Genomic DNA, 13,405 nt, shown 5'->3' with positions numbered 1-13,405 from the left:
TCTTCGTGTGGTCGGCTGGGTCTGTTGTTTATAAGCGACCGGCCGGGCCGGGGGCGGGCGGCCGCGACTGAGAGCCGGCACCGCACGTAATGGGCGGGGCCCGCACCGATCCGGTGCGGGCCCCGCCCTTTCCGTGCCCCGGGACGGCGTTATGCGCCTCCGGCTCCGACCGCGTCCTTGTCGCGCGGCCGCCGCCGGTCCAGGATCAGTCCGACCGCCAGCACCACGACGGCCGCGACCACGGACAGCACCATCTGCTGGCGCCCGTCCGGGTCGTAGAACATGTAGCCGATGACGAAGACGATCAGCCCGATCGTCGCGTACGTCAGCCAGGGGTACAGCCACATCCGGACCGTCAGCCGCTCCGGCGTCTCCCGCTCCAGGGTCCGGCGCATCCGCAGCTGCGAGAGGCAGATGACCAGCCAGACGAACAGCGCCACCGCGCCCGACGAATTCAGCAGGAACTGGAAGACGGTGTCCTTGGAGGTGTAGCTGAAGATCGTCGCGATGAATCCGAAGGCGACCGAGGCGTAGATCGCGACCGCCGGGACGCCGCCCTTGTTGACGGAGGCGAACGACTTCGGCGCATCGCCGCGCTGACCGAGCGAGAACGCCATCCGGGAGGCGGTGTAGAGCCCGGAGTTCAGACAGGACAGCACCGCGGTCAGCACCACGACGTCCATCACGGTGCCCGCGTACGGGATGTCCAGCGACTTCAGCACGGCCACGTACGGGCTCTTCGCCACGGCCGGGTCGTCCCACGGCAGCAGCGTCACGATCACCGTGATCGAGCCGAGGTAGAAGAGCCCGATCCGCCAGATGACGCTGTTCACGGCCTTGCGGACGGCCTGCACCGGGTTGGGCGACTCGCTCGCCGCCAGAGTGACGATCTCGCTGCCCATGAAGGAGAAGACCACCAGCAGCATGCCGGAGAGGATCGCGCCCGGACCGTTCGGCAGGAAGCCGCCGTGCCCGGTCAGATTCGCCGCCCCGACCGGGTCACCGCCCGGCGGCAGCCCGAATATCGCCAGCGCGCCGACCACGATGAAGATCACGATCGCGACGACCTTGATCCCGGCGAACCAGAACTCGAACTCACCGAACGAACTGACCGAGACCAGGTTCGTACCGGTCAGCACGATCATCACCAGCAGCGCCCAGGCCCACTGCGGGACGGCCGGCACCCAGCCGGTCAGGATCGCGGCGGCCGCGGTCGCCTCCACGGCCAGCACGACCGACCAGAAGAACCAGTACAGCCAGCCGATCGTGAAACCGGCCCAGCGGCCCAGCGCCCGGTCCGCGTACGCGGAGAACGACCCCGAGGTGGGCGAGGCCGCGGCCATCTCACCCAGCATCCGCATCACGAGCACGACCAGCAGGCCGGTCAGCGCGTACGAGAGCAGGATGCCCGGGCCGGCGGCCGCGATCCCGGCGCCGGAGCCGACGAACAGGCCGGCGCCGATGACGCCGCCGATGGCGATCATCGACAGATGGCGGTTCTTGAGTCCTGCTTGCAGCCCGTCCTGTGACTGCCCGCCGGTGGGTCCGCTTCCGGGGTCACCGGTCGTCGGAACCGCTGTGCTGGTAGGCGGGTGCGCGCCCATGTGCACCGTCCTTAGTGGTTCGCGGATGGATCACTCGCATTAGATCTTCGTTAACCGTGGATTGGAAGGTCTACAGCCGGATTGTTGTGGGAAACCCTGGATTGATGCGTGATGTGCTTGCGTACAGAAGGCGCAGAGTCGCGTTCCGTACAGGAAGCCCGGGTAGACCCAGCCGCGCCTACCCGACGGCTCCCGTGTCACACTCATCGCATGCGCGTGTACCTCGGTTCCGACCATGCCGGTTTCGACCTCAAGAACCACCTCGTCGAATGGCTCAAGGCCCACGGCCACGAGCCCGTCGACTGCGGGCCCCACATCTACGACGCCCAGGACGACTACCCGCCGTTCTGCCTGCGCGCCGCGGAGCGGACCGCCGCCGACCCGGACAGCCTCGGCATCGTGATCGGCGGCTCCGGCAACGGCGAGCAGATCGCCGCCAACAAGGTCAAGGGCGTCCGGGCCGCGCTGGCCTGGAGCGAGGAGACCGCCAAGCTCGGCCGCGAGCACAACAACGCCAACGTCATCTCCGTGGGCGGCCGGATGCACACCCAGGAAGAGGCGACCAAGTTCATCGAGGTCTTCCTGGCCACCCCGTACTCGGGTGAGGAGCGGCACACCCGCCGCATCGAGATGCTCTCGGCCTACGAGACCACCGGCGAGCTGCCCGCCATCCCCGCCCACCACCCGCAGGGCTGACCCCCGTTCATCCCGTCGCCCGCCCGCCCCCGACGCCGGGGCGGGCGGGCGCGCCCACTGGAGGACCTCCGTGCCCGAGGGGCATACGATCCACCGCCTCGCCCTGGACCACCGCTCCCGCTTCGAGGGCGAACGGGTCCGGGTGAGCAGTCCGCAGGGCAAGTTCGCGGACGGCGCGGCCCTCATCGACGGCCAGGTCATGACCCGCGCCGAGGCGCACGGCAAGCACCTCTTCCTGGGCTTCGGCATGGACCGCTGGGTCCATGTCCACCTCGGCCTCTTCGGCAAGCTCGGCTTCGGCGCAGCCCCCGCCCCGCCGCCCACCGACACGGTGCGCCTCCGGCTCGCCACCCCCTCCGCGTACGCCGACCTGCGCGGCCCGACCACCTGCGCACTGATCACCGACGCCGAGAAGCGCGCGATACACGACCGGCTCGGCCCCGACCCGCTGCGCCCCGGTGACGACGGCACCCGTGCCTGGCAGCGGATCTCCCGCAGCCGGACGACCATCGCGGCGCTGCTGCTCGACCAGAAGGTCATCGCCGGCGTCGGCAACGTCTACCGCGCCGAGGTCCTCTTCCGCCATCGGATCGACCCGTACCGGGCGGGCCGCGACCTCACCCGCGCCGAATGGGACGCCCTCTGGGCCGATCTGGTGTTCCTGATGGCCGAGGGTGTCCGGCACAACCGGATCGACACCGTCCGCCCGGAGCATCTGCCGGAGGCCATGGGCCGCCCGCCCCGGGTCGACGACCACGGTGGCGAGGTGTACGTCTACCGCCGCGCCCACCAGGGCTGCCACATCTGCGGCGGCGAGATCCGCACCGCCGGTCTCGCCGCCCGCAACCTCTTCTGGTGCCCGGGGTGCCAGCCGGGCACGGGCGGCGGCTGACGGCTCCGGCGGCCCCCGGGCCGCAGCTCCCCGACCCGGCCCGGCCCGGCCCGGCCCGCGCCGGCGGCGCCGTCAGCGAAAAGCCGATCGCCGGCAGTCGCCTCCATAGCGGCGCGAGCGCATTTCTGACGGGGTTTCCCGGGAATTTTCCAGGCCGACGTGCGGCGAATCGACGCACCGCCGAACGGGTGGATAAGGTCCGAGAGCGATGACAAGCGGCCGGGGAACGGAAACCCTGACGGCCCGGATGCACAAAGGTCTGCACCGGGCCCGCATCGGCGTGCGCAAGGCCGGTGTCGACTACTTCCGCGGTGAGGGCTCCGACCGGTTCGCCCTCGGCGCCCTGCTCCTCGCCATACCCGCCATCGCCGCGGGCACACTCTGGTGGCCCGAATGGATCGCCCCGACGGCGCTGGTCCTGCCGGTCATCGCCGGCGGACTGTTGTTGCGGCCGGCCAACCTCCTCGTCCTGTACGGCGCTTCGGCGACCGCGCTGGTGGTGGAGTCCGCGCTGTTCGGCCCGTACGACGAAGGGCCGGAACGGATCACTCCGGGCACGGTCCTGGTCGTCGCCGCGGTCGGGCTCTTCGGGCTGCTCATCGCGCAGTTCCGCAGCCGGGTCGGAGTGCCCTGGCGGCGCGGCGGCACCATGCTCTTCGACCTGCGCGAACGCATCCGGGTCCAGAGCGAGTTGCCCAAGCTGCCGCCGGGCTGGCACCACGAGATGGCGCTGCGCCCGGCCGGCGGACAGTCCTTCTCCGGCGACTTCGTGGTGGCCTCGCGCACCCACGGCGGCACCATCCTCGAAGTGGTGCTGACCGATGTCTCCGGCAAGGGCATGGACGCGGCCTCCCGCGCCCTGCTGCTGTCCGGCGCCTTCGGCGGTCTGCTCGGTTCGCTGCCGCCGCACGGCTTCCTGCCCGCCGCCAACGGCTATCTGCTGCGCCAGGACTGGGACGAAGGCTTCGCGACCTCCATCCACCTCGTCCTCGACCTGGAGTCCGGCGACTACGAACTGCTCTCCGCGGGCCATCTGCCGGCGCTCCAGCTCTGTGCCGGCACCGGCCGCTGGGAGGAGAAGGCGGGGGACGGGCCGCTGCTCGGCGTCTACGACGGCGCCCAGTTCGACCCGGTCAAGGGCACGCTGCGGACGGGCGACGTCCTCATGCTGTTCACCGACGGCCTGGTCGAGGCGGCCGACCGCGACATCGCCGAGGGCATCGACCGGCTGACCGGCGAGGCCGACCGCTATGTCACCGGCGGATTCGCCGGCGCCGCCTGGCATCTGATCGAGGCCGTCGCCAAGGACGTCAACGACGACCGGGCGCTGCTGCTGATCTGCCGGGACGGCTGACGGGAACGGCGGCGCCGGGCGGCCGGGCGCTCAGGCGCTGACCCGCGCCCGCGCCGTATCGGCCGGGTCCTTGCGGAACGCCCAGGCCATCGTCGGCTCCATGGCGAAGCGGAACACCTTGCGGACCGGCGGGGTGCACAGGGCCGTCACGATGCCGCCCGCGATCAGGGTCACGGCGATCTCACCGAGCGGGGTGTGCAGCCAGGCGTAGTCGTCGAACCAGCCCCAGAAGCGCGAGCCCTTGGCCAGGAAGCCGTGCAGCAGATAGCCGTAGAGCGTCCCCGCGCCGAGCGCCGTGAACCAGGTCTGCCGGGTCGGCACCCAGGCGAAGAAGCAGGCCACCAGCACCAGCGAGCAGCCGAACAGTGCCGGGGTCATCACCGCGCCGACCCACCAGGTGGTGCCCAACTCCTGGGCGCTGTCCCGGTGGTAGAACCACGCCGAGGACATCCGGGGCGCCGCCCAGTAGGCCATCACCAGCGCCGCCGCGAAGACGGGCAGCGAGGCGATCCGCACCGCTCGCCGCTGCACCAGCTTGAAGTGCTCCGGCCGCAGCGCCAGTCCCAGGACGAAGAACGGCAGGAACTGCAGCACCCGCTGGAGGTCCAGGTCGTCGCCGATGTCCGGTGACACGGAGGCGAGTACGGCGATGGCCACCGCGAGCGGGATCGGCCAGCGCACGATCTTCCACAGCGGCGTCGTGAGCCGCCAGATGAACAGGGCCACCAGGAACCACGTCAGGAACCACGGGTCGAGCAGGCTGATGGGGTGCCCGGGGTCGTCGTCCGCCCAGCGCTTGAAGAACGCATACGCGGTCTCGAAGAGGACGTAGGGCACCGCGACCCCGGTGACCAGCCGCTGCAACCGGTCCTTGCGCATGTCGAAGCTGCGCGAGAAGTAACCGGAAATGATGATGAAGGCCGGCATGTGGAAGGTGTAGACGGTCATGTAGAACGCCTCGGCCGCCCGGCTGCCGTCGGTCAGCGGCTCCCATGCGTGCCCCATCGCCACCAGCACGATGGCCAGGTACTTCGCGTTGTCGAAGAACGGGTTACGGCCATCGGACTTCGGAGCGGGCGCCGCCGCGCCCTCCGGCGCGCCGGACGGCTGAGCCGTGGGCCCGGTCCGGTCCGTGCCCGCCGCCTCCTGGGCAGGAGGCAGGGCGCGTCGGGGTGTCGGGGCAGCGGGAAACATTTGACGCACGATAGCGGCGGTCGGCGGGCCCGTAAAACCGTGCGGCAAGCCCTTGTCTTTTCCGCGGGGTGCCGCTCGGGAAAGTGCCCCGATAAAATCCGCAATCGTCGGGGCGAGGCCCCTCGAAGCCGTCCGGTTCGTCCCCTATCATCACCCCAAATCGGGCTGTATCCCCCGCAAACGACTCTGGGTGAATGTCCCGATCCTTAGTCTTATGTCCGAATGCTAATACGCCTTCGGGGTGCGCCGTAAGGCAGTGATGGATACCACGAATTTCGAATTCCGCCGTGCCGCTCAATGATCAAAATGCCGGGGGAATGATCGGTCGAATGGCCGGCGCGAATTATCGATGCGGCGTCAGGCGGCGGAAATTCCCGCTCCCTGGTTACCCCGCCGCGGCCCGCGCGCCCGCCGCCCCTTCGCCCGCAGCGACCCTCCCGTGGCGCCCCTCCCGTGCGGCGCCCCGGCGGCACCCGTACGGCACCCGCACGACACCCTGCCGTGGCCTCTGCGTCACCGGTCCGCCACCGGCGACCGGAATCGGGCAAAGCGTTGGCCGATGATTCGTCACCGGCCTGCAGTGGGCATGGAGTTGGTGGCACGATGGGTGCCGGGGGGTGTGCGCGGCATGCTCCCGGGCCGGTGAGGCGTTCCGACCAAGGGTTGTGATCAGTTGTGGCTCTTTCGCTGTCAGTGGTGCTGCTGTTGGGGATCATCCTGATCGTGCTGATCAGAGGGAAGTCCCTCAAGGGCGGACCGGCGCTCGTCGCCATACTGTTCGGCTTCTTCCTCGCCTCCACGGGCGTGGCGCCGTCCATCAACAAATTCCTGAACTCCCTGGCGGACACCATCAACCACATCACCTTCTAGGTGATCCGCCGGCCCTCCGTGCCGCCCAAGGTCCCGTCCTACGAGGCTTCGCCCCCGGCCCGCGCCACCGCCTCGCGTACGGCGTCCTCGCTGCGTCCCACCAGCGCCGAACCGTCGTCGGCGGTGATGATCGGCCGCTGGATCAGCCGGGGGTGTGCCGCCAGCGCCGCGATCCACCGCTCGCGCGCGGCGTCGGTGCGCTCCCAGTCCTTGAGCCCCAGCTCCTTGGCCTCGGCTTCCTGGGTCCGGGTGATGTCCCAGGGCTCCAGCCCCAGCCGCGTCAGCACGTCCCGCAGGTCCTCGGCGCTCGGCGGGTCATCGAGGTAGCGGCGCACGGTGTAGTGGGCGCCCTCCTCGTCGAGGATTTCCACGGCGGAACGGCACTTGGAACACGCGGGATTGAGCCAGATCTCCATGCGGGCCACCCTATGGAACCGCGGCCGCGGAGCGAAGAGGCGGGCCCACGACGGCCGTCCCGGAAAGCGGAAAGCCCCGGACCGAACGGCCGGGGCTTCCCCGAGAAGAGCGGGCGACGGGAATCGAACCCGCGTAGCCAGTTTGGAAGACTGGGGCTCTACCATTGAGCTACGCCCGCAAGCGCCACAGGTCGCACGGACCCCGGCACGCAGTGCATCCTAGCGGGTCGTGGCGGTGCCCCGCACATCCCTTCCCGAAGGCGGAGCGCGTCGCCGCGTGAGCGCCCATGTCCCGCCCCCGGCCGCCCCGATAACTGGCAGCCGGAGCGTCCGCGGCCATGTACCCTACGTGTCGCACCGACGGGGTGTGGCGCAGCTTGGTAGCGCGTCCGCTTTGGGAGCGGAAGGTCGTCGGTTCGAATCCGGCCACCCCGACCAGCAGCAGGCAAGGCCCGGCGACAGCAGCCGGGCCCGGCCCCGGCCCACCGTGGCGGCCTCGTGTGACCGGCCACCGTTCAAGATCGCGTTGTGGGCGTCATCCTCCTTGCGGTTACTATGCAAGCTGCGTGCCCGTGTGTCTGTGTACCGGGCGTGATCGGCCGGTTCCGGAACAGCCGGATACGGGCGGATCCCATGCAGAACCCCAGAAGTCAGCCCCAAGGAGACCGAACCGTGAAGAGCGCCGTGGAGACCCTGAACCCGACTCGGGTTCGGCTCACTGTCGAGGTGCCCTTCGAGGAGCTCAAGCCCAGCCTCGACGCGGCGTACAAGAAGATCAACCAGCAGGTCACGGTGAAGGGCTTCCGCCAGGGCAAGATCCCGGCGCGCGTCATCGACCAGCGCTTCGGCCGCGGTGCCGTGCTGGAGGAGGCCGTCAACGACGCGCTCCCGAAGTTCTACACCGAGGCGGTCAACGAGGGTGAGCTCAACGTCCTCGGCCAGCCCGAGGTCGACATCACCGAGCTGAAGGACGGCGAGCTGCTGGCCTTCACCGCCGAGGTCGACATCCGTCCCGCCCTCGAGATCCCGGACTACTCCGGCATCGAGGTCGAGGTCGACGCCGTCGAGGTGTCGGACGAGGACATCGACAAGTCCGTCGAGCAGCTGCGTGAGCGTTTCGCCACGACCTCCCCGGTCGAGCGCGCCGCCCAGGACGGCGACGTCCTGACGCTGAACCTCGAGGCCAAGGTGGACGGCGAGGTCCTGGAGGACGGCGTCGCCGAGGGCGTCACCTACACCGTCGGCTCCGGTGAGCTCCTCGACGGCATCGACGAGGCCGTCACCGGCGTCACCGCCGGCAACTCCGCCACCTTCACCTCCGAGCTCAAGGGCGGCTCCGCCGAGGGCAAGGAGGCCGAGGTCAAGGTCGAGGTCACCGAGGTCAAGTCCCGCGAACTGCCCGAGCTGGACGACGACTTCGCGCAGCTGGCGAGCGAGTTCGACACCCTTGAGGACCTGCGCGCGGACAGCCGCAAGCGCCTTGAGCAGATGAAGAAGTACGACCAGGCCACCCAGGCGCAGGAGAAGGTCCTGGACGAGCTGCTCAAGCTCGTCGAGGTGCCGATGCCGGAGAAGCTGCTCGCGGACGAGATCGAGACCCGCAAGCACAACCTGGTCAACCACCAGCTCGGCCAGATGGGCCTCGACCTCGCGAAGTACCTGGAGATCCAGGGCAAGACCGAGGAGGAGTTCGACGCCGAGACCAAGGAGCAGGCCGAGAAGGGCATCAAGACCCAGTTCATCCTGGACGAGCTGGTCAACAAGGAGAAGCTGAACGTCAGCCAGGAGGAGCTCACCGAGCACCTCATGCGCCGCGCGCAGTCCTCCGGCATGTCCCCCGACCAGTTCGCCCAGGCCGTCGTCGAGGGCGGCCAGGTGCCGATGCTCGTCGGTGAGGTCGCCCGCGGCAAGGCCCTCGCGGTCGTCGTCGAGGCCGCCACGGTCAAGGACAGCAACGGCGAGGTCATCGACCTCGACGACGAGGACGAGACCGCCGAGACCGTCGTCGCCGAGGCCGAGGGCACCGAGGTCGAGGCCGCGGACGAGAAGCCCGAGGCCTGAGCCACGGCTGCCTCGCGCCTTCCCGTAGAGCGCTGAATACGGGCCCGGACACGCACGCCCGCGTGTTCGGGCCCGTACGCGTTTGCGGGCCGGTGAGCCTGCGCTCACAGCGAACAGTTATCGATGCGGGATGGCGTTGTCCGACCTGCGCGTTAGGGTCCGTAGATACGAGGGCAGGGGAGTCCCTGAAACCGCGCCGGGGCGACATACGGCGCCTGATCCCCGCGCCCCAGAAGACGACGCTGAGACGGCCCCAGGCCGTCCGACAACGAGCAGGTGGACACGTGACGATCCCGATGCCTTCCGCCGCCGCTGAGCCGACCTTCGGTGGCCTCGGCGACCAGGTCTACAACCGGCTGCTCGGCGAGCGGATCATCTTCCTCGGCCAGCCGGTCGACGACGACATCGCCAACAAGATCACGGCGCAGCTGCTTCTCCTCGCCGCGGACCCGGACAAGGACATCTACCTCTACATCAACTCCCCGGGCGGCTCGATCTCGGCCGGCTTGGCGATCTACGACACCATGCAGTACATCAAGAACGACGTGGTGACGATCGCGATGGGCCTCGCCGCCTCCATGGGGCAGTTCCTGCTGAGCGCCGGTACCCCGGGCAAGCGCTTCGCGCTGCCGAACGCCGAGATCCTCATCCACCAGCCCTCCGCGGGTCTGGCCGGCTCCGCGTCCGACATCAAGATCCACGCCGAGCGGCTGCTGCACACCAAGAAGCGGATGGCGGAGCTGACGGCCTTCCACACCGGTCAGACCGTCGAGCGGATCACCCAGGACTCCGACCGCGACCGCTGGTTCTCCGCCGATGAGGCCAAGGAGTACGGCCTGATCGACGACGTCATGACCTCCGCCGCCGGCGTTCCGGGCGGGGGCGGCACGGGCGCCTGAGCCCCGTACCACTCGCCCTTCCGCCCCCAGCCCACTTGATCGCCACCAGGACGGTGAACACCACGATGAACAACTTCCCCGGCAGCGGCCTCTACCAGCGCGCCGAATCCGAGTACTCCGGCCCCCGGGCCGAGGCTCGCTACATCGTCCCGCGCTTCGTCGAGCGCACCTCGCAGGGCGTGCGCGAGTACGACCCGTACGCGAAGCTGTTCGAGGAGCGTGTGATCTTCCTCGGAGTGCAGATCGACGACGCCTCGGCCAACGACGTCATGGCGCAGCTGCTGTGCCTGGAGTCGATGGACCCGGACCGGGACATCTCGATCTACATCAACTCCCCGGGTGGTTCCTTCACGGCGCTCACCGCCATCTACGACACGATGCAGTTCGTGAAGCCGGACATCCAGACGGTCTGCATGGGCCAGGCGGCCTCCGCCGCGGCCGTGCTGCTCGCCGCCGGCACCCCCGGCAAGCGGATGGCGCTGCCGAACGCCCGCGTCCTGATCCACCAGCCCTACAGCGAGACCGGCCGCGGTCAGGTCTCCGACCTGGAGATCGCCGCCAACGAGATCCTGCGGATGCGTTCGCAGCTGGAGGAGCTGCTGGCCAAGCACTCCACCACCCCGATCGAGAAGATCCGGGATGATATCGAGCGTGACAAGATCCTGACCGCCGAGGAATCCCTCGCGTACGGTCTGGTCGACCAGATCGTCTCGACGCGGAAGTCGTCCGTTTCGATCGGCTAGCGGTCCGCGCGAAATGCGCCGGAGCGCCGCCCCCTTGGGCCGGGCCGGGACCGAGTGAACCGAGTCCGGCCAAGGGGGGCCCGAACGGGGGGCCCGGCAAGGTACCGTCGATAGGCAAGCACCCGGGTCCGTGGAGCAATACGGATCCCAGGCGAAGGGGAAGCACCTCGTGGCACGCATCGGTGACGGCGGCGACCTGCTCAAGTGCTCATTCTGCGGGAAGAGCCAGAAGCAGGTGAAGAAGCTCATCGCGGGACCTGGTGTGTACATCTGCGACGAGTGCATCGACCTCTGCAACGAAATCATCGAGGAGGAGCTCGCCGAGACCTCCGAGGTGCGGTGGGAGGAGCTCCCCAAGCCGCGGGAGATCTACGAGTTCCTGAACGGCTATGTCGTCGGCCAGGAGCCCGCCAAGAAGGCGCTGTCGGTCGCCGTCTACAACCACTACAAGCGGGTGCAGGCGGGCGAGAACGGCCCCGGCCGCGGCGATGAGGGCATCGAGCTGGCCAAGTCCAACATCCTGCTGCTCGGCCCCACCGGCTCCGGCAAGACCCTGCTCGCGCAGACCCTCGCCCGGATGCTCAACGTCCCCTTCGCGTTCGCCGACGCCACGGCGCTCACGGAGGCCGGTTATGTCGGCGAGGACGTGGAGAACATCCTCCTCAAGCTGATCCAGGCCGCGGACTTCGACATCAAGAAGGCCGAGACCGGCATCATCTACATCGACGAGATCGACAAGGTCGCCCGGAAGAGCGAAAACCCGTCGATCACCCGCGATGTCTCCGGTGAGGGCGTCCAGCAGGCGCTGCTGAAGATCCTGGAGGGCACCACCGCCTCCGTGCCGCCCCAGGGCGGCCGCAAGCACCCGCACCAGGAATTCATCCAGATCGACACCACCAACGTCCTCTTCATCGTCGGCGGTGCCTTCGCCGGCCTGGAGAAGATCATCGAGGCCCGGTCCGGTGCCAAGGGCATCGGTTTCGGCGCCACGATCCGCTCCAAGCGCGAGATCGAGTCCAAGGACCAGCTCCAGGACGTCATGCCGGAGGACCTGGTGAAGTTCGGGATGATCCCGGAGTTCATCGGCCGCCTCCCCGTCCTCACCTCGGTCCACAACCTCGACCGCGAGGCCCTGCTGCAGATCCTGGTCGAGCCGCGCAACGCGCTCGTCAAGCAGTACAAGCGCCTCTTCGAACTCGACGGCGTGGAGCTGGACTTCGACCGCCCGGCCCTGGAGGCCATCGCCGACCAGGCCATCCTGCGCGGCACCGGTGCCCGTGGTCTGCGCGCCATCATGGAGGAGGTCCTCCAGGCGGTGATGTACGAGATCCCGTCCCGCAAGGACGTCGCCCGCGTCGTCATCACCGAGGACGTCGTCCACTCGAACGTGAACCCGACCCTGGTCCCGCGGGGCCGCGGCGAGTCGGGTGAGCCGCAGGAGAAGAGCGCCTGAGGCGCGGGTAGCCGCTCACCGAAACCGAACCGCCCGGCAGCTGAACGGCTGCCGGGCGGTGGTGTGTTGGGGAGGCGTGCGCAGGACTGCGCGCGGCCGAAGGCGCTCGACGAGCGTTCCCCGTCGAGCGCCTCGGTGCCTCGATGGCCGTGTGGGCCGGGGGCTACTTCTCCTTGCGGACCTCGTTGCGGATCTTGGCGGTCTTCTCCGCCAGTTGCTCCGGGCTGGGAGCGGTGGCGGAGGCGCCGTTGGGGGACGGGGTCGGGACCACCGACACCGTGCCGACGGCGCTGCTGTCGCCCCAGATGCACAGCGAGAAGCTCACCGAGACGTTCATGCCGTTCTGCGAGGCGGTGAGCTTCTGCTCCTTGCACTTCATGACCGCACCGTCGAAGTCGGCCGGCGAGTACTCGGTCGGCCCGGAGACCGTCTCGACCTTGAGGCCCTGGTTCGACATGTTCTTCTTCTGGTCCGCGTCCAGCTTGGCGAACGCCTGGTCCACGGCCGACTCGGGGTCCGCGACCTTGCCGTAGACACCGCCCACCGTCAGCTGGAGCTTGCTGGCGTTGGCGTATTTGCGGGAGACGCCCTTGCTCTCCGTGATCCCCATCGCCTTGGCGTCCTTGTCGTTCGAGAAGTCCTCGGCGGCACCGGCCGGGGAGCCGGGCGCCTGGCTGTACTCCCCGTTCAGGAGCTTGTCCGGCAGCGAGATCGTGTAGGGGGCCACGTCCCCGCCCGAGCCGAAGACGAAGTACGCGCCCACGCCGATCGCCGCGACGACCGCGACCGCGCCGGCGATCAGGCCGATCTTCTTGCCGTTGCCGCCGCTTGGCTCCGTACCCTGCGGGATCATGCCGTAGGGCGTCTGCTGGCCGCCGTACGGGGCCTGCTGGCCGTAGCCGGACTGCGGCTGCTGGGGGTAGCCGTAGCCCTGCTGAGGGGGCGCCTGGCCGGCCTGCTGCGGGTAGCCGTAGCCCTGCTGCGGAGGCACCTGGCCGCCCTGCTGCGGGTAGCCGTAACCCGGCTGGGGCGCCGGCGGCTGCTGCGGCTGGCCGTACGGGCCCGGCTGCTGGGGCTGCTGTCCGTACGGGCCGGGAGGCGGCTGGTTGAAGCTCATGGAGCGGTTCCCCTCGTGACAACTGAATTCAGTTGAGTTCTGCGTGTGAAGTTCTGCGTGCTGCTGATGCGCTGCGGCCATCCTGTACGACGCCGCCGACAGCCGG

12 protein-coding genes and 2 tRNA genes are annotated in these 13,405 nt (G+C 69.2%); 9 read left to right on the top strand and 5 right to left on the bottom strand.

Annotated elements, in window-relative coordinates:
- Nucleotides 1–149: 149 nt before the first annotated feature.
- Entirely contained in the window at nt 150–1,604 is a 1,455-nt protein-coding gene (locus ACFW5B_RS26645; protein WP_386444507.1) for an amino acid permease, read from the bottom strand.
- Between the two features lie 210 nt (nt 1,605–1,814).
- On the opposite strand from ACFW5B_RS26645, the gene ACFW5B_RS26640 reads away from it, so the two are divergent.
- From ACFW5B_RS26640 to ACFW5B_RS26630, 3 genes are all read left to right on the top strand, one after another.
- Nucleotides 1,815–2,300 carry a ribose-5-phosphate isomerase gene (locus ACFW5B_RS26640; RefSeq protein ID WP_386444504.1) on the top strand — a complete coding sequence of 162 codons (486 nt, stop codon included), beginning with the start codon at nt 1,815–1,817 and terminating at the stop codon, nt 2,298–2,300.
- Between the two features lie 70 nt (nt 2,301–2,370).
- Nucleotides 2,371–3,192: an Fpg/Nei family DNA glycosylase gene (locus tag ACFW5B_RS26635; protein WP_386444501.1), complete on the top strand. Its 822-nt coding sequence runs from the start codon at nt 2,371–2,373 to the stop codon at nt 3,190–3,192.
- Between the two features lie 247 nt (nt 3,193–3,439).
- Nucleotides 3,440–4,546, top strand: coding sequence for a PP2C family protein-serine/threonine phosphatase (locus ACFW5B_RS26630; protein WP_386444498.1), 1,107 nt, complete (start codon nt 3,440–3,442; stop codon nt 4,544–4,546).
- Between the two features lie 30 nt (nt 4,547–4,576).
- On the opposite strand, the gene ACFW5B_RS26625 is transcribed toward ACFW5B_RS26630, so the two are convergent.
- The gene (locus ACFW5B_RS26625; RefSeq protein WP_386444495.1) at nt 4,577–5,740 is read right to left on the bottom strand and encodes an acyltransferase family protein; all 1,164 of its coding nucleotides are present in this window, start codon (nt 5,738–5,740) and stop codon (nt 4,577–4,579) included.
- Between the two features lie 675 nt (nt 5,741–6,415).
- On the opposite strand from ACFW5B_RS26625, the gene ACFW5B_RS26620 reads away from it, so the two are divergent.
- Entirely contained in the window at nt 6,416–6,610 is a 195-nt protein-coding gene (locus ACFW5B_RS26620; RefSeq protein WP_159745942.1) for a hypothetical protein, read from the top strand.
- A gap of 38 nt (nt 6,611–6,648) precedes the next feature.
- Here the strand turns inward: ACFW5B_RS26620 and ACFW5B_RS26615 are convergent, their stop codons facing one another.
- Entirely contained in the window at nt 6,649–7,026 is a 378-nt protein-coding gene (locus tag ACFW5B_RS26615; RefSeq protein ID WP_386444492.1) for an arsenate reductase family protein, read from the bottom strand.
- A gap of 108 nt (nt 7,027–7,134) precedes the next feature.
- A tRNA-Gly gene (locus tag ACFW5B_RS26610) sits at nt 7,135–7,205 on the bottom strand.
- Nucleotides 7,206–7,387: 182 nt separating this feature from the next.
- On the opposite strand from ACFW5B_RS26610, the gene ACFW5B_RS26605 reads away from it, so the two are divergent.
- The 5 genes from ACFW5B_RS26605 (at nt 7,388) to clpX (ending at nt 12,182) form a co-directional block, all read left to right on the top strand.
- Nucleotides 7,388–7,464 (top strand) — tRNA-Pro (locus ACFW5B_RS26605).
- A gap of 234 nt (nt 7,465–7,698) precedes the next feature.
- Nucleotides 7,699–9,087 (top strand): trigger factor, encoded by a 1,389-nt coding sequence (tig, locus tag ACFW5B_RS26600; protein WP_386444489.1) that lies wholly within the window; start codon nt 7,699–7,701, stop codon nt 9,085–9,087.
- 296 nt (nt 9,088–9,383) lie between these two features.
- Nucleotides 9,384–9,986 carry an ATP-dependent Clp protease proteolytic subunit gene (locus tag ACFW5B_RS26595; protein ID WP_362606955.1) on the top strand — a complete coding sequence of 201 codons (603 nt, stop codon included), beginning with the start codon at nt 9,384–9,386 and terminating at the stop codon, nt 9,984–9,986.
- Nucleotides 9,987–10,051: 65 nt separating this feature from the next.
- Nucleotides 10,052–10,729: an ATP-dependent Clp protease proteolytic subunit gene (locus ACFW5B_RS26590; RefSeq protein ID WP_386444521.1), complete on the top strand. Its 678-nt coding sequence runs from the start codon at nt 10,052–10,054 to the stop codon at nt 10,727–10,729.
- A gap of 169 nt (nt 10,730–10,898) precedes the next feature.
- On the top strand, nt 10,899–12,182 hold the full coding sequence (gene clpX / locus ACFW5B_RS26585) for an ATP-dependent Clp protease ATP-binding subunit ClpX (RefSeq protein ID WP_386444486.1): 1,284 nt from the start codon (nt 10,899–10,901) through the stop codon (nt 12,180–12,182).
- Between the two features lie 163 nt (nt 12,183–12,345).
- Here clpX and ACFW5B_RS26580 read toward each other — a convergent pair whose 3' ends face one another.
- Nucleotides 12,346–13,299, bottom strand: a complete 954-nt coding sequence (locus tag ACFW5B_RS26580; RefSeq protein ID WP_386444483.1) for a hypothetical protein — start codon at nt 13,297–13,299, stop codon at nt 12,346–12,348.
- Nucleotides 13,300–13,405: the final 106 nt, after the last annotated feature.

The sequence above is a fragment of the Streptomyces sp. NPDC058773 genome (genome assembly GCF_042746015.1).
In the GTDB taxonomy this organism is placed as follows: Bacteria; Actinomycetota; Actinomycetes; order Streptomycetales; family Streptomycetaceae; genus Streptomyces.
Note: the sequence above shows the minus strand (reverse complement) of the source record. Positions and strands in the feature narration are given on the sequence as shown.

What these genes read in the sequence shown, in the direction of transcription:
- ACFW5B_RS26615 (WP_386444492.1), bottom strand. Translation starts at nt 7,026, where the DNA reads ATGGAGATCTGGCTCAATCCCGCGTGTTCCAAGTGCCGTTCCGCCGTG.
- ACFW5B_RS26590 (WP_386444521.1), top strand. Translation starts at nt 10,052, where the DNA reads ATGAACAACTTCCCCGGCAGCGGCCTCTACCAGCGCGCCGAATCCGAG.
- ACFW5B_RS26595 (WP_362606955.1), top strand. Translation starts at nt 9,384, where the DNA reads ATGCCTTCCGCCGCCGCTGAGCCGACCTTCGGTGGCCTCGGCGACCAG.
- ACFW5B_RS26640 (WP_386444504.1), top strand. Translation starts at nt 1,815, where the DNA reads ATGCGCGTGTACCTCGGTTCCGACCATGCCGGTTTCGACCTCAAGAAC.
- ACFW5B_RS26630 (WP_386444498.1), top strand. Translation starts at nt 3,440, where the DNA reads ATGCACAAAGGTCTGCACCGGGCCCGCATCGGCGTGCGCAAGGCCGGT.
- ACFW5B_RS26580 (WP_386444483.1), bottom strand. Translation starts at nt 13,299, where the DNA reads ATGAGCTTCAACCAGCCGCCTCCCGGCCCGTACGGACAGCAGCCCCAG.
- ACFW5B_RS26625 (WP_386444495.1), bottom strand. Translation starts at nt 5,740, where the DNA reads ATGTTTCCCGCTGCCCCGACACCCCGACGCGCCCTGCCTCCTGCCCAG.
- ACFW5B_RS26645 (WP_386444507.1), bottom strand. Translation starts at nt 1,604, where the DNA reads ATGGGCGCGCACCCGCCTACCAGCACAGCGGTTCCGACGACCGGTGAC.